Source organism: Mesorhizobium sp. WSM4307 (assembly GCF_007003945.1).
GTDB lineage: Bacteria > Pseudomonadota > Alphaproteobacteria > Rhizobiales > Rhizobiaceae > Mesorhizobium.
In genome coordinates this window covers 1-20,854 of the sequence record NZ_VFTB01000015.1, presented here as the reverse complement: position 1 = coordinate 20,854, position 20,854 = coordinate 1, and the positions used below count along the sequence as shown (strand labels likewise).

Sequence of the window (20,854 nt, the reverse complement as noted above, 5' to 3'; positions counted from 1 at the left end):
CTCAGCCAACCGCCGCAATCGGCAGGTAGATGCGGTCGCCGGAGAAAATCATATCCGGGCTTAGAATATGATCCATGTTCAGCACCATCGTATCGGCAACATCGGCTGAATGCGCCTTGGCGATCAGGCGGATGCTGTCACCGTTCCTGACCTCGACCCACTGATAGCCGTCCTGCTCCAGTGTCGGGTTCGTGCGGCCCTGCGGATTGCTGCTGCCTTCGGGATGAACCTCGACATAATTGCCGGAAGCCCAGCCGCTGTGCATTTTGCCATCCGTTCCGAAACCTTCGACGGCTATCCAGGCCTTTCCCGACGGGTCGGTCGAAGGCCTCGCGGTCTGTTCGACGAATGAGCCGGGTCGCAGCACCGTCACCACGGCGGCGTCGCCCTCGGGCTGGCTCCGCAAATTCAGGCCATCGTCCGCCGACACCACAAGTTGCGGGAAATGTTCGGGCGGGGTCTTCGGTTCGTCTGGGACATCCGGGTGATCGTCGGGCTGCTGGGAGGACGCATCGCCATCCGGCTTGTTCGGATCGGGCGGGACGACCGTCTTGGGGTCCCAAGGTTGGGCGAGCAGCGAGTCCAGTGAGAAGAGAAGCATTCCGATGCCGAAAGTGATGCCCAGTGTCCAGCGATCCCATGCAGCCCATTTCTTGTCGGACTTCGCAGCGGCCGCGATATCGGCATCGGTTCGCGGCACCGAACGGCGGTTCATCCGGTCCGTCCTTATCGCCGACGCCCAGAACTCCGCGCAGCCGAACATGAACATGGTGCCGGCGACCGTGGCGATCGGCGCCGGCCAGGAGTGCAGTGTATAGACAGCGCAGCCGAGCACATAACCGGGGCCAGCCAGATGCTCGGCCAGGTTCCGGATCACCGGCCTGCCGGTGAACGACTGCAGCATTGACTTCGTGCCATAGACGACGTTGCCGAGCGAGAACGTGCTGTTGACGACAAGATCCTTGCCCTGGACCATTCCGGTCGCGGCCCCTGGCGCCGCGGCAATGAACGTGGCGCCGCCAAGCGCATTGAGGAACCGCCCGAACGGCCTGTGGCTTGCCGTCGCGTTGGGAAAGATCGCCTGCGTGCCGAACACGAAGCCCCGCACGCCAAACGCAACCGCTCCGGCGGTGGCGGTCCAGGTCGGAGGCAACGAGCTCCACAGCACGTAGGATGTGGTCGACATGCCGCCAAAGGTGGCGAGAGCCTGAGCGTTTTCGCGCATCCTGGCGTGGCTCAGCGCCAGATCGACGCCGGCCGCCTGATCCGGCGTCAGCGCCTTTTTATGGGTAGCCCGAAAGGTTGTCAGCTGCAGCACGGAAAGCGCATTCGTCTGCTCCGTCGACATCCAGGTAAACTGCGTGGGCGTGAACTTGCGCAACTGGCCGGGGCTCAGTTCGCCAAGCTGCTTCGGCGTCAGGGCGCCGATCTGTTGCCTGGTCAGCGCCTCGATCTGATGAACGGTCAGGGCCCCTAGCTGCTCACGCGTCAGCGCCGATATATGGTCCGGCGACAGCTTTGCCGTTGTCGCGGGATTGCGTGCCGCGACAAGGTCGGGATTGAACGCCGCGAACTGCGTCCCATCGAGATGGCCGAACTGGGCAGGTCTCATGGCCGCGAACTGTTCCGACGTAAAGGCGTTGCGCTGCTCATCGCTGAGCTTGGCGATCTGGTCAGGCGTCAGCTTGCGCACTTGCTCCAAGGTCAAGGCAGCGAGCTGCTCGGGCGAGAAGGCGGCAACCTGATCCGGTCGCAAGCCGCTGATGCGGCCAGGCGCGATGGCCTGTAATCTGCTTGGCCTGATCGCCTGGAGCTGTTCGCTGCTCAGCGCCCGCAACTGCTTCGGCCGCAGCGCCGCAAGTTGATCAATCGTCAGTTGCCCGATCTGCTCTGGGCTCAGTGTGGCAACCTGCTCGGGCGTCAGCTTGGCGATGTGCTCCGGCTTGATGGCGTGCAACTGCGCGCCGGTCAGCCCTGAAATCTGATCGGTGGAAAATGCCCTGACTTCCGGCCCGGTCGGCGCCCGTACCGGTTGGGCATGTCCCGGTTGCGCTGCGGAACTCGCCGGAAGCTCAAGGCTGACGATCCTTCCGCTTGCCGGGTCAAAAACCGCACTGCCGTCGTCGGACGCGGGCGGCCAAGTGACGCTCGGCGAGGACGTTTCGGCCGAAGTGTCCACCACCTGCGGCGTTTCGTTGGCCGTCACGGATGGCGTCTCGTCGACCACCGCTTCGGTTACCGGCGCCTCCGTCGGAGCGCCGACATCCCAGAATTCGTCGGCTGGCCGCAAGATGATCTGCGGGCGTTTCGGCGTCGATGCGCCTGGAGCAACGGCATCCTCGTTGCGGGTAAATCCGCTGACGAAGGTGCCGTCTGGGCCCATCATCCGCCAACCATGGACCTCGCCCCACGGTATGCTGCCGTCGACTGCGGTCTCGTCGACACGGGCCATCCTGTCGCCGACAGGCCGGCCCATCTCCTCGAACTCGGTCGGTACGTGGAGGCGCGGCCGGCTCGGATTCAATGTGTAGAGATAGGTGTAGCCTTGCTGGCGCGCGGCCCGCGACTCCTCCGAGACGAAGGCCTTCGCCCCTGAGACCGACTGGCTCGTGCCAACGAAACGGCCATGGGTATTGCCCATGACATAATTGCTCAGCGCGATGCCTTGCGGGTTGTCCACCCAGATCCCTGTCGGCAGCGGCGGCGAGAAGCCTCCCGCGTCCCTGATCTCGCCCGGCGAGCGCGTGTCGGCGCGGAAAACATAGGGGCCGACATTGCCGCGAAACGGTCGGTCGGCATTGCTTGCTCCTTCGTCTACACCAGCGGGCTGATCGCCCTCTTCCGGACGATCCAGGCTTCCCGGCACGTGTTCGTCGGAAGCACCGCGTATCCAGGGCAGCACCACAGCTTCGCCCGTACTGGGGTCGTACACCAGTATGTGCGTCTTGTCCGCTAGCTCCGGGGCGTCGCCCCACGCCCGTGGACCGTCGGAAGGCGGAACATAGACCCGTTCCGGTCCCCTTGGCTCGGTGCCCAGCATCGCCGCCGTGATCACCTTGCCGCTCTCGTCTTCGAGCTGGATAGTTCGGCCCGAACTGCTTTTGGTCGCCGCGGACTGGGATGGTGAAGTTGCAGCGGCAGGTTTGTTGTGTCCGAAGATGTTGCCGACGATCCCGGCATCATCGAGCGCCCCTTGCAACTCGGGCGAAGGCGGCGCGTCAAGGAAAACCCAGCGCGGTTGATAGCCCGGGTTCTCATTCCGCAGCGCCACATCCTTGTTGATCTGCTCCTGCAATTTCGGCGTGAGCGGCACTTCGCGCATCTGCGCGACACCGTTGATCGTCGTCCAGCGATGGTAGGTCTTGACCTCGATGGCTTCGATCACGTCGTCGCTCTTGAAGACGGGCGCATCCACATACCGGCCACCCGCGCCTGAGACGGGGTGGGCTCCACCCGGGTTGGCATCGACCGGAAAATGCGCTTCTCCAGGCGACCCATTGAGTTCGCGCGTATAGATCTCGCCGGCCTTCCATTTCTCGGGCTGCCGCATGTTGCGGACCTGTTGCAGCGAATAGGTCGTTGGAGGCGCCGCCTCGATCGCCTTCCTGACCGGCGTTGCCGCCGGCGGCACGGCCTCGCCCTCCGGCCGACTGCCCGGAACATGGTCCTCGGAGGCGCCGCGCATCCATGGCAGGACGTATGCTTCTCCGGTCTCCGGATCGCGGAACAAAATATGCGACTTGTGCATCAACTCCGGTTCGTCGCCACGCGCCGGTGGTCCGTCGGCGGGTGGCACATAGACATTCTCCGCGCTCTTCGGCAGCGGTCCATAACGGGTTGCCGTCACGGACTGCCCGTGCTCGTCCCTGATCTGAATCGGGCCGTTTCGGCGGCTGCCCACCTGCGAGGAGAGGAACGTCAGCACACCGTCGGCAACGTTCTGGCGCATGAAGCCGCCATCGACGATCGACGGGCCGAATTCAGTCCGGAACTGCTCGATCGCGGCGCGCTGATCAGGTCTTGCGTTTTTTTCCAGTCCGCCGAGGAACTGCTCCAGGGAGGCTTTGCCGCCCTTCGGGATGCCTGTCGCCGCGCCGTCATGCGAGGTTTCCACGGCATGGGCAAGCCAGGCCGGGACCGTCAGTTCCTCGGTTTGCCCGTCGGCGCGATCGAAGGTCAGTGTCGCGGTTTCGTTCTTGGCGATCGAAGGAGCCATGCTGGCCGCCTTGGACTTGTACTGGACCCTCACCTCGGCGCTGAAAGTCAGCGCACCCGCGGGCAGAGGATGCGTCGACAGTGAAACCGTGTAGCGCGTGGCCGGGCTGCCATGCGAACCGTAGAGGTTCTTGTAGATGTTGCCGGCGCTCGGCATGTACCGGGACTGAGGCGGTCCGTCGGGTTGGAAGCGTGCCGGAAGCCATGATTGTACTGTCGATTTCACCTTGTAGGTCGCGGACGTGACCATCCGGTCGGGATTGAAACCCAGCACGCCCGGCAGGTTGTTGTGATCGTTGAAGATGACGTCGACCAGCATCGCCTCGGGATTTACAACGCGAGCCTTCTCGCCGGTCAGCAAAACGATGTCTGCCCTGGCCGCCTTGCCCGGCACTGCCGAAAGACGCAATCCGCTCAGCGTCGGCTCATCGACCAGAGAAACCGTGTTCGACGGATCGATCTGACCGGCCTTGACGAGGTCACGGATCGAGCGGATGCCATCGCCCCGGCCGATGGCTGCGATCAGTTCGGACGCCTTCGCCGGGTCCTTGACCGCGAACTGGATCTTCAGGCTTGTCGAGCCGAGCGCGGACTGGATCTGGTCGAATGCCTGCGTCGACACTATGTCGCCCGGCTGCAACGTGTCCTTGACAGACAGTTCCGGGCGCCTCTCGAAGCCGACGCGCGGCATCTCGCCCACCGCCGCGACGTGATTGGCTACGATCGGCAGGCGCATGCCGGCCTTGGTCTCGGTCATGACACGATCGAACGGAAGCGCGCCTTGCAGCGTGACATGGCCGGAGCTGTTTTCCGCCGGCACCCCAAAGAAATCATGCTGGCCGGGCGCGAGGGTAGCCTCCTTGCCAGTCAGCGAAGGCGTGTAGATCATCTCGATCACAGTGCCTTCGCCGTCGGGTGTCACCCCGACGATAGCGGCATCGACCGGATTGGCCTCATAGCCGCTGGCATCGTGGAATATCGCCTTGCTCGCCGCCGCCGACAGATCGCTGCTGCGAACCGGGAAGGCCGTCTGGTTGGACACCGGCCACACGCCGGCCTGGAGGCTTGTGATATTCCTGTATTCGCGTGCCCGGTAGGATACGACGCCCTGGGTGCCGAGCGCGTCCTTGAACGGCGTCAGGCTGCGTTGGCTGACGCTGTCGACGATCGACCACCCGATCATGCCGAAATCGGTCTTGGTTCCGACACCGAAGCCAACGGCCGCAATTGTCGGCGAGCCTATCCCGAATGCGTCGCCGGTGTTCAACCGGACCCGGAAGGTGAGGCCGGCGCGGAAGTCCGGCAGTACGTCACGAAGCGGCATGCGTGGAACCTGGACGCCGTCCGGGCCGTAGCGCTCGGCCATCTCGGCGCTGGAATAATAGCTTTTCTCCTGCTCGTAGCGAGCCACCAGCTGCTCGGCGCTCAGGCCGTCGAGATAGGCCGAGGACGTCTTCGGATCCTTGCCGCTGGTGTAGACGTAGCCGCTCGTGTCGCGTTCGGGCATGCCGGCAAAGCTGCGTGTCTGCGGATCCCAGACCAGGCGTACCGGTCCGTCTTTTCCTGTCGGCTCACCTGGCACCACGATGGGGTCGCCATCAGCGGGATGCGGTGTGCCTTGGGCAGTCGAGCCATCAGAATCGCGGCCCGTCAGTACCGTCGGATCATTGCCGCCGGCGTCATCGCCCTTGATCGCTTCTCCCGGGATCACCGGGTGGCTGGGGTCATGGAAGACCTGCTCTCCCGTCGGCCGGTAAACGCCATCGGCGCCCATTTCATAGATATTCATCGGGCGTCCGGAGGAGCCGGGGCCAAGCGCCGGCGGCGACTGCCTCGGTCCCTTGCCGCCGGGCGGTTGCTTGCCACCGGGCGGCTGCTGATGCGGACCGCCATTGCCCGGCGGCGGGTTGGCGCCGGGGCCGTTGGAGCTCGCCTGTGTTCCCGTTCCTGGCCGCATGGTGCGCAGACCGTGGATGCCGAGCCCCGTGCCGGTGACGCCAGTGCCAAGACCCGTCAGCGCGTTGGCAAGCTGGAGACCGTTCATCTGGTCCCCGTTGGCGGCGAGATCGTACGCGGATGTCGCCAGCAAAGGTGTGCCGACAATCACCGAGCCGACGTCCAGCCCCCACGCCGTCTTGTTCAGTTTGGCGGTCGATTGCATGTAGGTGCGGGTTTCTGACGCCAACGCCCAGTTCGACCGTGTCGCGCCTATGCTTCCGGCGAAGGCGCGGGGGCTGGCAGCAAGGCCTGCCAGCAATGACTCGCTCTTCGCCGCCATGCCGATGGTGCGCAGGCCGCTGGAGGCCACGGGCAGAACTGTTGTCGCGGCGCTTGCGATATTCGTGAGCGATTCGGTGTCGTACCACTCGCCACCGTGATCCAGGTGGTTGGCCTCGTTTATAACGGCTCTGGCTCCGAGATAGGCCGCGCCCGTATAGGCCAGCGGCGCGGCGACCGGCGCCGCTGGCGTGAATGACAGGATGGTGGCAATGCCGGTACCGATGCCAACCAGCGGATCGACGACCTTATCCCAGACCGAGACGTTTCGCGCTTTCACCACCTCAAGCGCGATCTTGCCGTCGGCGCCGGCCTTCATCTCCAGGTTTTTGGGAACGACAAGCTTGCCGTTCTCGCCAAACTGACTGTTGTTGTCCTGGAAATCACCAAGGTCATCGAACTTCTTGCCAGTGGCATCGACATATCGGGTGTTGCCGTCCCCGTCGCGCACCGCAAAGAGAGTAACCTGCTGCGTTCCGACCTGGTCGTCGACATAGAAGATCGGCACGCTGCGCACATACGGATTGTTGCCGCCGATATCGCGGATCTCGTCCGTCACATTGTCTATCGCGTCGCGCCCATCATCGGTCGAACTGTCCAGGCCGAGCTTCTTGGCGACCGTTTCATCAAGGGCCGCGCCCGGCTGTTGCCTGAACTCGTTGTCGTAGCCGTTGGCGAGCAACTGCTGGAACCTCGGCTGATACATGCCGTCGAGCGCCTGCGGCTCATGCTTGTCCAGATAGGTCTTGTCGACCGTGGTGTTGTCATCCACCAGCAGCGAAGGCTCGCTGAGCCGAAGCTCATGATAGTCGCTGAAGCCTTGCACCACCCTGCGCAGATCCTCGGCCTGCGATATCTGAAGCCTGACGGCACCCAGCTTGAGCCTGGCGACCGCGACTTCGGGGTCGACCCAGCGACCGCTGGTATCGTCATCTTCCGTGTCAAGATCGATCCAAACCGCCTTCCCGCCCTTGGTCAGCGCATCGATCCCCGTCTTGGCGTAGTTTTGGGCAACGTCGGGCGCCACCTTGATCTTCTGCCCGCCGACATCGATCTCGACCGGCTGCGCGCCATCGGGTAGCGTGCCCGCGGGAGCATCGACCGTTCCTGGTTTGTGGTTCGTCAGCGCATTGTCGAAATTGGTCTGCAGCGTCGGCAGTTGGGTCTTGAGGTCGGCAATGCTGTTGCCGAGTTGCTTGTCGAGGACGTCGTTCAGGCTCTTTGCCGCCTGTTCCTCGCTGGCCTTTACCGATTGCAGACCATTTGCCGTGCAGACTTTTGCGTTGGCATCGTAGCCGGCCAGAAGCGTCTGCCAGTCCTTGTTGAGTTGGCGATCGCGATATTCGTCCCGGACATTCTTGTCGGTCAGGCTGTAGGTCAGCTGCTGTTCGGTGGTTCCCTCGTCGAAATGGTTGACCACCCAGAGCTGGCCGTCACGGATCTCCAGTGTCGAGCTCTTGTAGTGCCCGAGGTAATCGCCGCTGATGCGATTGTACTTCTCGTCAAAATTAAACTTCTGCTCGCCAAGATACTCGTTGGACAGCTTCTGCTCAAGATCCGTCTGCCGCGCATTGACCTTGGTTGCGTCGGCATGGGCGTCGAAATAGTTCTGGTAGGCCTGAGCCAGTTCGAGTTGGCTGCCTGCCGTCGTCTGTAGGCTCGTGAGCTCCTTGTATTCCTTCGAGTCCTTGGGAACGCCGTTGAGCTCGGCCTGCCCTACCAGGAAGTCGACGGTGAGCTTGTCGCCCTTGCTCAGATGCAGGCCGACCTCGGAAAACAGCTTGTCGACGGCAGAGTGGTCGGCGACGCTTTGATCGCGTTGCGGATGAAGGTCGGGAGTGCCCCGCGCGCTGACTGCCGGCGCGTTCGGATCGCCCAGCGGGGTTAGCGGACCCTGCCCGGCGATGGCGTCCTTAAGGACGCGCCCGGCGTTCTCATATTCGCCGCGGGCATCCCGCGCGTTCTGCAGCAAGGTGTTGGCCTTGGTCAGCCGCTCGCGCGCATCGGCAAGCGTGCCTTTCGGTTTCTGAGCGTTCCATTGCAGGCCGTGCGGCGCCAACGTCTTATTCAGGATGGTCTGCGCGCCACCGACGCCATCCTTGTAGGCGGGATCGAGCATATCGACGTTGAGCTGCTCCTGCTCCTGGCCCGCCAGAGCCCGCGTCTCGGTGACGCGCGACAGCGCGATGTTCTCGTCGATGATGGCCTGAGCAACCTGGGGATCGACCCAGGTCCAGACGCCGTCCATCTTCATCGGCATCCACTTTCCGCCGGAGGGCGCGTTGCCCTGCGGTGGGTCGCCGAGTGGATCGACAACCCTGTTCTGTCCGTCAAGCTTGGGCGTGACGGGCGTACCCAGGTGGTATTTGTCGATCAGGTCCTGTTTGTCATGTCCGGCTTTTTGCGCGGCGGCGATCAGGCTGGGCAAGGTCTCCCCGGCCAACAACCCCTCGACGAAGGTCTTCACGACCTGGCTTTCTTTTGCCTCCTTGGCATCGCTGCTGTTGGGGTTTGCCGCCAGCAGTGTCTTGGCCAGCGATTCCTCCGTGCTTCCTGCCTCGATCTGCAGGTCGGTGCCGGTGGTGTTGTTGTGCAACGTCGAGCTGCCATCGGGCTTGGTGGTCAGGGTATAGCCGTTGAAGGTAACCTTCACCGTCGTGCGCGTACCGTTATCGATGGTGACCTTTTCTCCGGTGTCGATGATGTCCGGATCGCGGTGCGAGCTGAAAAGCTCCGGATTCGCGCGCCTGAGATCATCCAGCGTCACGCCATATTGCTGCGCGATAAGGGTCAGGTTGTCGCCCGCCTTGACCTCGTATTCGACAGGCTTGCCGCCATTGATCTTCTCGGTGATCGTCGTCGTCACCCGGCCGTCCTTGTCGGTGACGGTCTTGGTCTCGGTTCCGTTACCATCGACGGATTGCGAGGTTTGCTTGCCGTCAGCCGTGGTGGTGACGGTGCGTACGTCGTGCTGATAGTCGTGGGAGTAGACGGTCTTGTCGCCGCTGCGCGGATCGACGATCTCGACCGACTGCGCGTCGCTGCTGTCTGTGGCCTTGACCTGATAGCCGGCGCCTTCAATCTCGGCGATCACCTGTTGGTCGGTGAGGCCATTTTCCTTTGCGATCTGGTCGATGCTTTTTCCGTCGGCAAGGCCTTGCCTGATGTTCGGCGTGTCGGATCCGCCTGGATCCTGGGCGGGCGCCAATATGGTTTTGCGGCCGTCCGGACCTGTGACCGTGGTCACGGGAAGAGAAGGACCGGCGCCCGGCGTCACGGTTTCCACCGACGCTCCATTGGGCAGCGACGTCCGCTCGGTAACGGTTCCGGTCCCGAGGTCGTCCTCATAGCGCGTCGTTAGGGCGCCGGTGTCTGAATTGTAGCTGGTGGTTTCCTTGCGTCCGAGCCCATCCCGGACCGGCGAGGTGGTCGTCGCGCCGCCGGGCTGTTCCTGGACGGTCGCATAATAGCTGTCGTGCTGGTAATCATAAAATTGCGTGACGGTGCGGCCGCTGGCATCCGTGATTTTCGTCGTCTGCGTGTCGCCGTTCGGCGCGCTTCCATCCGACACGGTCATCCCGCCGGACCTGAGCGCGGCGATAACCTGCTCGCGTGTCATATGGCGGTCAGACGCGATCTGGTCGATGCTTTTGCCTCCGGTGACGTCGTTGACGATATCGCGGGCGGTGTTTGCTGCTGCGGGATCGTCCCTGGTCGGACTCCCATCGAGGTCCACCAGAGTCACGACCGGCGTCGCGAGATTGGTGTTCACGTAGAGTGCCGGCGTCACCGTCGTGCCATTGCCGGATGTGCCATTGCCGGCGTTCGCAACATTGACGCCCGGTGTCGCCGGTGCCGTTGCCGGCTTCGGCTGAAGGGAACTCAATTGCGTGTTTACATGCGCCAGTTCCTGGCGAGCCTGTGCCGCCCAATCGCGCTCGCCCATTCTGTTGGCGAGCCTGATCTGATCGCGCAGTGCCGCCGCCTGCGCCTCCAGCCGTGCTACCTGGGCGGCATCCGCGTTGGCATTGACCTTCTGTGTCTGGAGGGGCGGCTTGGTGAGCGTTATCGGGCGAACCATCTGGACGACCTCCGGAAATCACTGTTGCCGGCAGCCCGGCCGCCGTCACACCCGCCCCGATCGCAGTCTTCCGCTATTATCGAGGGGGCTTCCAATAGATGCCGAAAGCAGCAAGCTGTTCTTCCGACTGTTTCACGCGCTCCGCGGCATCCATTCCGGAGCGCGCCGCCGTCAGCGCCGCCAGGATTTCGACGGCGGCGAATGCCGGCGCCATGCTTCGGAAGAATGATTGCGAATTGGAGGTGACGATGATCGCTTCCCGCGCAATCCGGGTCAGCGGCGACACGCTGCTGTCGGTGATCGCCACCACGCCGACGCCCTGCCGGGCCGACTGGCGCGCCACCTCTATCGTCGTGCGCTCGTACGGCGACATGCCGACGGCAAGGAGCACGTCGCCGCGTCCCGCGTGCTGAAGGGCCTCCAGACCTTGTCCGGCCATCTCGCCGACCAGCATCACCTTGCGGCCGCCGCTATCTGCGAACGACATGATGTCAACGAAATGGCTCGTGACCGGATAAGCCGAGCGTAGGCCGAGGCCGAAAAGATTGCGCGATCCCGCAACGAGGTCGGCGGCTGCGATGAATTGCATGGCGCTACCGTATTCGCCAAGACTTGAGACCTGCGCGGCGAGGGCGTCGGCAACGACGCCGACCGTCGAGAATCCCGAACCGCCGTCCCGTTCGATGCCCTGTCGTGCCGGCAATCCTCCTGTCGTCTCGCGCAGCGCGCGCGCATAAAGGCTGCGCATGTCCTCATAGCCTTCAAGGCCGAGCCACCGCGCCAATCGCATCATCGTACTGTGCGAAACACCGGCCTGCTGGGCCTGCTCGCGCATCGACATCAGCGCCACATCCTTGGGATGATCCAGCACAAAACGCGCCGCGATCCGCAGTTGCGGCGGCATAGTCTCAAACCGTTCGGCCAACAGCTCCGCCAAAGGACCTTTTTCCATTCCCAATCACCCCATTCACCCCATCGCTCAGGCTACTCCGCGAACGCCTCGAACGCAACAGTTGGAACAAAAATGGCTCACATATTCCAAACGGACTTTCATTTTCGATCGCCCTGCCCTAGATTGCGACTGCAAGGTCCTGGACCGCATGCACGAGCCTGGGCTTGCAACCTGAACAGCCCCTCAAGGAGACAATGATGGCTGCCACCCCTCCCATTACATCCGGTTCTGCAGGGTCACCGGAACAAAACCTGGACAAGATGATCAAGCAACAGGAACGCATGTTTAACCTGGAGATCACGAAAGATATCGCGAAATCACAGCATGACATGCTGATGAGCACCGCCAAGACGCTCGGCGAGTCGGCTGAGAAGGCCTGACGCGAAGCATGCTCAAATCTATGCGCCGCCGACAGCAACCGGCGGCGCAGTTGCATGGCGGAAGCCCATCGTCCGGCTGCATTTGAAATCGCCATCGGCGGGAGATGAAGTGGCATGACCGCTAGTCCTATCGGCAGATATCTGGACGCTGTGCCGGCGCGTCGGCTGCGATCGATTATCGCCCCGTCGCCGTCATCCGCACAGTCCATCGCGCTCAGCGTAACCCACGGTTTTCATGCCGGCGCTGAACTCAGTCTGGTTGAGGCGCTGTATACGATCGGCTCCAGCACCGAATCTGACATCGTCCTCAGGGATGCCGGCATCGCTCCAATCCACGCCAGGCTGCGGCGCAAGGGCAACCAGTTTGAAATCGAAGCCGTCGGCGGCGATGTTGCACTCCTCACAGGCGAAATCATTCGTCAAGGACAGGGCAGTCGCTGCAGGTTGCCGTTCGTCATCGGTATCGGTGACGCCCGAATCCGGCTGGTCAATCCGGAACGCCCATCGAGCCGGTGGTCGCTCGGCAACCGCTCCATGTTGGTTGCCGGCAGCGTTCTCCTTGCCGTTTCTGTCGCTGCCAACGGGTTCTCGCTCGCCAAGTCAGACATTGGCTCACAGGCATCTTCTCGGGACGATCAACCGGTCAGAATGGCGTTCGCCGGTGAGCGCGGGCAGGAAGTGCTGGACGATTCATCGCCGGCGCAGATTCAAACAGTCGCCGATGCGGAAAGCCAGCTCAAACAACGTCTCGATCAGTCCGGCATAAGCACCGTCACCGTCCAGCGATCGCCCGGGCGCCTCGTGGTTTCCGGCGTGATCCCAGATGACAAGAGCGGCGTCTGGACCGAGACCCAATCCTGGTTCGACCAGACCTTCGGCGGTCAAGTTACTCTCGTGTCCAACGTCATGACCGGCAACGCAGTGCAGGCGCCGCGCCTGATGCTGCAGGCGATCTGGTATGGCGACCGGCCCTACGTCATCGCAGCCGACGGCGCACGCTATCACGAAGGCGCATTCACCGATGACGGCTGGACCATCAAACATATCGGCGAGACGGAACTTCTGCTGACCAAGGGCGGCGCCACGGTCGCGCTGAAATATCCGTGAACCGCCGGCTCGAAGGGCCGCGCCTCGATTCGGCGAGGATGGAGACTGCCGGCCGCGACGTGCATCAGGCCGAAGGCGTGCGCGGTCAAACGATCAGCCGGCGACGGATGAATGGCGCCGACAAAGCCGCGAAGGGTGCTCCGGGGACGAAATCGGCCGCTGCCGCCGAGAGGCCTGAGACGGCGGAATTCCAGGCCTCTGGAGAGGCCGCCGGCGAATCGCTGGATGAAATACTCAGCAACTTCGTCATGCCCGCCATTCCGGAGCCGGCCATCTTGCGCCGCTCGGTGCCTATTCTGCAGCATTTCATAGCGAACCTGGTCCCAGACCTTGAGGGCGGCGAGCAACTCAAGACGCTCGCCAGAACGCTGATCGAGGATGAAATCGAACGTCATCGCGACCTGCTTGGCCGCATGCAGGAAGGAATCGAAATCTGACCGACCCGCATGACACCGTCCATCTGCTGCATGTCCTGGGCTATCTCCACGGTTGTCATGGGCAGGCCAAGCGGGGCGCGGCGTACCTGCTTATCGCCGCGCAGCTCTCGCCGGGAAATGCCGGCGTTCTCAGGACACTGGCGCACCTGCTCATACTGGATGGCGAGGCCGAAAAGGCGCTTTCGACGATTGCCAGGCTGGAGACTTTGGAAGGAATGGACCACCCGGTGCTTGCACTGCTGAAGAGTCGGGCCCTGCTCGTTGCCGGGCGCAAAAGCGAGGCGCACAGCGCGTTGCTCAGCTTCCTGTCGCATCGGGCTGCCTGATGACCGCGTCGGAGCGACTTCTGCAATTCCTTGCCAGGCTGTCACGCCGCAGCGACCTGATCATCGCCGTCCTGATGCTGGTTGCAGTGGTGATGATGCTCATTCCCCTGCCGACCTTTCTCGTTGACTTCCTCATCACCGCAAATATCGCCATTAGCGTGCTCATCCTACTGGCGTCGTTTTACGTTTCTCACCCGCTTCAGTTTTCGTCGTTGCCGTCGGTCATCCTCATCGCCACCTTGTTCCGGCTGGCGATCACGATCACGACAACTCGGTTGATCCTGCTGCAGGCCGACGCCGGCGAGATCATCACCGCCTTCGGCACCTTCGTCGTCGGCGGCAGCATCGCGGTCGGGCTGGTCATCTTCCTCATCATTACCGTCGCGCAGTTCATCGTGGTCGCACGGGGTGCGGAACGCGTCGCCGAAGTGGCCGCGCGCTTCACGCTCGATGCGCTGCCGGGCAAGCAGATGAGCATCGATGCCGAGCTGCGCAACGGCGATATCGATCAAGCTGAAGCACGCCGCCTGCGCCAGCAGTTGGAGCGCGAGAGCCAGCTGTTCGGCGCGATGGACGGCGCCATGAAATTCGTCAAGGGCGATGTCATTGCCGGCATAGTCATCATCCTGGTCAACCTGATCGGCGGTTTCGCCGTCGGCACGCTGCAGCACGACATGTCGCTGGGGGACGCGGCCGCGACCTATTCGTTGCTCACCGTGGGCGACGGGCTGGTGGCCCAGATCCCGGCGCTGCTGGTCGCGATCGCCGCCGGCACGATGGTGACTCGCGTCGGCAGCGCGGACGGAACGGGCGACCTTGGCCGGCAGATAACCAGCCAGCTCCTCAGGGACTCGCGAGCACTGGCCCTCGCGGCGGTGATCATGGTTGGCCTTGCCATGGTGCCAGGTTTCCCCTTTATCGTGTTCCTGGCCCTTGGCGCCTGCTTCGGCGCGGGCGCCTATGCAATCAATCGCCGCGACGCCGGTGTTTCCGAACCCCAGGACATCGGCCAGATCGCGGCGCAGGAACAACGCGGTGGTTCGGCTTCGCTTTCAGCAATCTCCACCGGAACGCTGACTGCTTCCTACCGCGTCGTCGTGCGCTTCGGAGCCGAACTCGCGGCGGCGGTTCCAGAGCCCGAATTTGCTGCGCTTGCCGACGGCGTTCGCCGCGAACTCTTCGGCGATCTCGGTGTCGACGTGCCGGTCATCGGCATGCAGGCCGACGAGATGCTCTCCCCGCGAAGCATCCGCATCGATCTGGAAGGCGCGCCCATCCTGGACGCCGAAATCCCTGCCGGACGTGTTCTCGTCGAAGCCGACCCAACGCATCTCGATCTGCTCGAGTTGACTTACGAAAAAGCTGCTTCAATCGCCGGCCAGCGCAGGTTCGCGTGGGTCGATGACAGCCAAATATCGATACTGAAAGAAGCGGGCTTCGCTTTCGCCACACCCGCCGAAACCGCGGCCAGATGGACCGCAAATGCACTCCGGCTGTATGCGGGACATTTCGTCGGGATCCAGGAGACGCGCAGGCTTCTGTCGGACATGGAGCCGGACTATGCGGATCTTGTCCGACAGGCGCAGGAGATCGTGCCGCTGCAGAAAATCGCGGAAGTGCTTCGCCGGCTTGTCGGCGAAAACGTGCCGATCCGCAATCTGCGCCTCATCCTCGAAGCGCTGATCGAATGGGGTCAACGCGAACAGGACGTTGTCCTGTTGACGGAGTATGTCCGCACGTCCCTGAAGCGCCAGATCAGCTTCCGTTCCGCCGGCCGCAACAACATCATCGCAGCCTATGTGCTGCAACGCTCCGCCGAGGATATTCTGCGAAACGCGGTGCAAAGCACATCGTCAGGCACGTTCCTGAACCTCTCGGACGACGATGCGCAGGCCTTGGTAAGCGAAGTCGAGCGAGCCCTGTCGCACAATTCCACCGACGCCTCGCCGGTCGTCCTTGCAGCCATGGACGTGCGCCGTCACATGCGCAGCCTGCTCGCGCACAATGCGATCGAGCTTCCGGTCCTGTCCTTCCAGGAACTTGCGCAGGAATTCAACGTCCAGCCGCTGGCCACGATCACCGGCCGCAGCGGAAGAGCCGGCGGGCGCGCCCACGCGCTCCCGTCGGCTCAGGCGAAAGCCTCGCAGGAGACAGTCTCATGACGGCGGCCGGACGAATGAGGACATCTGGGGAATCAGGAGAGGAACGGCATGACGATCCACGATACAGCGGCAAGCGTCCGATCCGCAGCTGGGCGGACGGATATGCGCTGGCTCGCGATCGCGACGGCTGGCGTTTTGCTGGCCTTGTTGTTCACGATCGCAGGCGCGGCGGCGCAGAAAGCGTCGCCGCTGTCGAGCAAGCCAAGTCTCGATCTGCCGGTCGGGCAAGGACGCTTGCTGCGGTTCAATGAGCCGGTCGAATCCGTGCTGGTCGCGGACACAACGATCGCGGACCTGCAGGTCGTATCGCCAAGTTTGGTCTATGTCTTTGGCCTCAAACCCGGCCTCACCAATCTCATTGCGGTCACGGCCGATGAGCGGATCGAGGCAACCGCTCAATTCCGCGTCACGCCCGACATCACGCCCGCCAATGAGGCCAAGCACGCAATGCAGCCGAAGTCGGCGACAAATCTGCACATTTTCGGAACCCGCATCGCCATCACAGGCGAAGCACGAGGCGTCGACGAGGCAAAGGATCTGGACAATGTCGCAAGAACGTTCTCGCCGCCAGAACAGCCGCCGCTGAACAACATGACCGTGCAGGGCTCGCAGCAGGTCAACATCCGGGTCCGCTTTGCCGAAGTCTCGCGCACGGAGTTGCAGTCATACGGCGTCGACTGGTCCGTCGGCTACAAGAGCGGCGGCTTCGAATTCAACATGTTCCAGGACAATGGCGTGCCTTCGGGCAGCGATGGGAATTTTGGTCTGAGCCTCAACCAGGCGCACGGCCTCAATTTCGATGTCCTCATCGAAGCCCTGCAACGCAATGGCGTCGTCAAGATACTGGCCGAGCCGAACCTGACCGCGGTGACCGGACAGACGGCGAACTTTCTGGCAGGTGGCGAGATTCCCGTGCCTATCGCGCAGGGATCCGACGTCACCACCATTCAATACAAGCCTTTCGGCGTGTCCCTCGGTTTCACCCCAACGCTCATCGGCCGCAATCGCATCGCGCTGCACGTCCAGCCGGAGGTCAGCTCTTTATCGGATTCCGGCTCCGTAAGCGCCAACGGCTTTGCAATGCCGAGCTTCGTGGTGCGACGAGCCGACACCACGGTGGAGGTGGCAAGCGGTCAGACCTTTGCGATCGCCGGCCTTTTCCAGCAGCGAACCTCGCGCAACCTGGAGAAATTTCCGGTTCTCGGCGATGTGCCCGTGCTTGGGCCCCTTTTTCAGTCGCAGCGGTTCCAGCACGAAGAAACCGAACTTGTCATCTTGATCACGCCCTATCTGGTGGCACCGGTGCGTGACAGCCTCGCCACGCCGCTCGACCGCCCGGCTGCCAAGCGTCTCAGTCGCAAGCACGCCAACGACGCGTCATCGACCGGTCTGATCATCAAGTAGCGAGAAACGACCATGATATTGCGCATCGCTTTCAGCTCCGTTTTTCCGCCGTTGTTTCTGGCCGGCTGCATGAGCAGTCCGCAACAGCGGCAGGATTACTCGCCCGGCTACAGCTATGTTTCGACCGATACCGACGACTCCGAGAAAGGCGTCAGCGGCTCCGTTCTGGCTCCCAACGCATGCCTGGCCGAACCGGCCGATGATGACAATTCGGCCGCCAGAACCAATCTGACGATCGTCTCCGGCGTCGGCTTCCACCTGCCGTCCGGCTGCGCTAATGCCTATAATCTGCAGCGCATGGCCGAAAGCCAACGCGACCTGGTCGAAGGCCGGCGCATGGGAGCCGCGCCTGCGGCGCCGACGGCGCGCGCGGCCCGTCGTTACCTCGATGGCGAGGAGGCTCCGACAGGCGGAGCCAACACAACTGCGCCGGCGACGCCGCAGACGACGCAGTCCGTCGAGTGAGCCTCTGCCAACTCCTCGCCCGCAGCAACGCTCCAGGCGTCAAGCTTGGTGCGAGATCGGCCCAGGTCTTACGCTCCGACGCGTTGGAACAGGTCACAGTTTCACGGAAACGGCGAGCCACTTCATCTCGTTGTTTCAACGCAATTCCGGACCGAAAACCGCTCCGCACTTTTCCTGGAACTGCTTCACCCCAGGATGGAGCCGAGCGCTTTGGCCTTGGCCTGCGTGCTGCCCTTCGAACGGATGGTCCTGGCACGCGCCAGCAAGATGGCCACCTCCTTGGTCGTCAGACCGATAGGCGGCGACCCCTTGACCTGATCGGCTTGGCCAAGAAGTCCATAGACCATCACGACATTGCGCTTCTGGTGCAATTGCGCATTGGGTGCGGCAGCAATCTTCTGCACCAGCGGCAGTGCCGCCGCGGAATTGTCTTCAAGGGCTGCCGCCAATACCATGTTGGTCTCCACGTCGAGATCGCCGGGAGCGAGTTTCAACGCCTGGGCGAAAGTCGTCTGCGCTTCGGCGGTCTGGCCGGCGAATGTCTGCGCCACGCCCAGACGGTTATAGGCAGCGCTGGTGTTGACCAGAGGCGCTGCCTGCGCGAGCGCGCGCATGCCGGCATCGATGTCGCCAGCCTCTATCATCGCCGAGCCAAGGCCGAGCATCGCCTTCCCGTCGTTGGGAGCTTTTGCGAGCGCGGCCTGATAGGCCTTGGCCGCATCGGCCGGATATCCGGCCCGCATATAGGCGTCGCCCGTTTTGACGAACGCGCCCGCGTTGGCGTCCGGCATCGTTGCCGCACGCTGATAGAGCGCTATCGCGGTATCACTTTCCCCGCGCGCATCGATATCGTCGGCAAGCTTGATCAACCGATCCGACTGCGAGGACGGACCTTGGGCCTTCGCGTCGATCGAGCCTGTTTTGGCCGTCTGGCAACCGGACAGCGCCAGGGCCAGGGCCACAGGCAAGAATACGACATGCAACCGCATATCCACCTCTCCGTATTCAAGCCCGGCGCCACCTTACACAGCGCATGGGCGGACTGGAACCACAACAGTGCGGTAAGATTGCAACATGGCCGAAGAAGCTGAGGAAAAGAAACTACCGGCATCCGACAAGAAGCTGCGCGACGCGCGCCGCAAAGGCCAGGTTCCGCAGAGCCGCGACCTTATCTCCGGCTTCACTTTCTTCGCAGCGCTCGCATATCTCTATTTTTCCTGGCCGATGCTCTTCAGGCACCTTTCGGAACTGGTGCAGACCGTGACCGTGACCGGCGGTTCGTTCGGGGATGTCAGCCTGCGCGCCATCCATCAATTCTTCTCGCTGCTGATACTTGCCACTCTGCCGTTGGTCAGCATCGTTGTCGTTCTCACCGCGGTCTTCGGCATGCTGGGGACGTTCGGGCCAGTCCTCTCGTTCGAGCCGCTCAAACCGCAGTTCGACCACATAAATCCAGCCAAGGGCTTGCAGAAGATCCTGTCGCTCCGCAACGTCATCGAGTTTGCCAAGGGCCTGATCAAACTGGTGCTACTGGCATGCCTCTTCGTCTTTGTGCTGATCATATGGCTGCAGCCGCTATTCGATGCGCCGGGTTGCGGTCCGTCATGCCTGGGGCCGGTGATCCAAGCAGTCCTGACGCCGCTGGGAATCGCCGCCGGCCTGGCTTTCGTCGTCATCGGCGTGATCGACGTCCCTATTCAACGCTGGCTGTTTCTTCGCGACATGCGCATGACAACAACCGAGTATAAGCGTGAACACAAGGATCTCGAAGGCGACCCCTTGATACGCCATGAACAGCAGCGGCAGCGGCGCGAAGCCGTGATACGGCCGGCGAAGCTGGGCGTGAAAAATGCGGTTATCGTCTTCGTATCCGGCGACCGGGCCGTGGCGTTGCGTTACATCAGGGGCGAAACGCCGGTGCCGACGGTTGTCGCCAAGGGTCAGGGGCGCGTTGCTAACGAGATAACAGCTCAAGCGCGCCAGGCCGGTATTCCGGCGGTCGAGGATAACGCCCTTGCCGAAGCACTCTTCGAGAACACGAACATGGGATCATATATCGGCCAGCAGATGTTTCCGCCGGTTGTTCGCCATCTCGTTCGGCATGGCCTCACTTGAGGCGGGGTTCGCCGGCAAAACTCAACGTCGACTCAGTCTTGACCTGACTACCGGCAGCGCTCGATCCACACGGCCTTTATCGACTCGATCATCGACCTCATCGATATTAGGCGGCACTCCCGCGAAACGGATTCGTGCGTGAGGCGCAAAGCTGCCACTCACATTTGGATTCCTGTTGACGGCGTTATCAGTAGGGCAAACGCGCCAGGAAGTCGATGCCGGCCAAACTCGCCCCAAAAAACCGAATTTAGTGTCCCGCTTTGTCCATGAGTACCCGCAATTCGTGCTGAGGCGCGACCCAGAAAGTTCGAAAAGCTTCCAGGAACCCCAGGCCAAGTGAACGCCGGGGCGGACAATGATGTTCACGGATATCCCGGCGAACATTCGCGTTGGAGCGATCAATATCGTCGGCAGAAGAACGTCAGAAAAGGGCTACCGGCGGCTCCCGTCGTGGGAACGAAAAAAGAAGAGAAGCAGAACTTTCGTGTGCGATTTTTGCACACGCTGCCCCGTGAACGTCTGATTTCATTTATCTATATGTCCAGTCCATCATAGGCGCAATGGCAAATTTCATATACTTGTCAATCATTTATCAGCATTATTTAAACTGCATTTAGGTTGGGCAGACTGACATTGCCGGCCTCTATGATATGTGGCTCGTTTCATTCTATTTTTCAAAGCGTAACCACCAATGTCACTCAACACCGCTTTTCTGTTCATGGCGCAATACAACGGTAAGGCTATAATTCCGCTCGATGAGGTTCGGCGCGATTTCTTTGCCACCTGACGCTCCCGAAATTTCTCCGCAAGCTCGGTTCAGGCGACATCGCCCTGCCGCTCATGCGAATAGAAACAATGACCTGAGACCCTGAATCTCCTCCAGTTTTTGGTAGAGTCCGTCTGATCGAGGAGACGGACGAATGAAGCGTTCAA

General features: G+C 62.3%; 10 protein-coding genes. 7 read left to right on the top strand and 3 right to left on the bottom strand.

What is annotated here, in order from left to right:
* Position 1: 1 nt before the first annotated feature.
* Positions 2–10,573 (bottom strand): LysM peptidoglycan-binding domain-containing protein, encoded by a 10,572-nt coding sequence (locus FJV83_RS30385; protein WP_142887070.1) that lies wholly within the window; start codon positions 10,571–10,573, stop codon positions 2–4.
* A 76-nt stretch (positions 10,574–10,649) separates the two neighbouring features.
* On the bottom strand, positions 10,650–11,498 hold the full coding sequence (locus tag FJV83_RS30380) for a MurR/RpiR family transcriptional regulator (protein ID WP_246688916.1): 849 nt from the start codon (positions 11,496–11,498) through the stop codon (positions 10,650–10,652).
* Between the two features lie 221 nt (positions 11,499–11,719).
* Here FJV83_RS30380 and FJV83_RS30375 point away from each other — a divergent pair, with 221 nt between their 5' ends.
* From FJV83_RS30375 to FJV83_RS30345, 6 genes are all read left to right on the top strand, one after another.
* A complete protein-coding gene (locus FJV83_RS30375) occupies positions 11,720–11,905 on the top strand; it encodes a hypothetical protein (RefSeq protein ID WP_140541216.1) in 186 nt (61 codons plus the stop codon).
* Between the two features lie 114 nt (positions 11,906–12,019).
* Positions 12,020–13,012 (top strand): EscD/YscD/HrpQ family type III secretion system periplasmic domain-containing protein, encoded by a 993-nt coding sequence (locus tag FJV83_RS30370; protein ID WP_142887068.1) that lies wholly within the window; start codon positions 12,020–12,022, stop codon positions 13,010–13,012.
* 59 nt (positions 13,013–13,071) lie between these two features.
* Positions 13,072–13,449, top strand: coding sequence for a hypothetical protein (locus FJV83_RS30365; protein WP_246691936.1), 378 nt, complete (start codon positions 13,072–13,074; stop codon positions 13,447–13,449).
* 325 nt (positions 13,450–13,774) lie between these two features.
* Positions 13,775–15,937, top strand: coding sequence for a type III secretion system export apparatus subunit SctV (sctV, locus tag FJV83_RS30355; RefSeq protein WP_142887067.1), 2,163 nt, complete (start codon positions 13,775–13,777; stop codon positions 15,935–15,937).
* 102 nt (positions 15,938–16,039) lie between these two features.
* On the top strand, positions 16,040–17,341 hold the full coding sequence (locus FJV83_RS30350) for a type II and III secretion system protein family protein (RefSeq protein WP_246691935.1): 1,302 nt from the start codon (positions 16,040–16,042) through the stop codon (positions 17,339–17,341).
* 69 nt (positions 17,342–17,410) lie between these two features.
* Complete coding sequence (locus FJV83_RS30345) at positions 17,411–17,806, top strand: hypothetical protein (protein ID WP_245318210.1); 396 nt, start codon at positions 17,411–17,413, stop codon at positions 17,804–17,806.
* A gap of 185 nt (positions 17,807–17,991) precedes the next feature.
* Here FJV83_RS30345 and FJV83_RS30340 read toward each other — a convergent pair whose 3' ends face one another.
* Positions 17,992–18,795 carry a tetratricopeptide repeat protein gene (locus tag FJV83_RS30340; protein ID WP_142887064.1) on the bottom strand — a complete coding sequence of 268 codons (804 nt, stop codon included), beginning with the start codon at positions 18,793–18,795 and terminating at the stop codon, positions 17,992–17,994.
* Between the two features lie 85 nt (positions 18,796–18,880).
* Between FJV83_RS30340 and FJV83_RS30335 the strand changes: the two genes are divergently transcribed.
* Positions 18,881–19,921, top strand: a complete 1,041-nt coding sequence (locus FJV83_RS30335; RefSeq protein WP_095774376.1) for an EscU/YscU/HrcU family type III secretion system export apparatus switch protein — start codon at positions 18,881–18,883, stop codon at positions 19,919–19,921.
* Positions 19,922–20,854 lie beyond the last annotated feature (933 nt).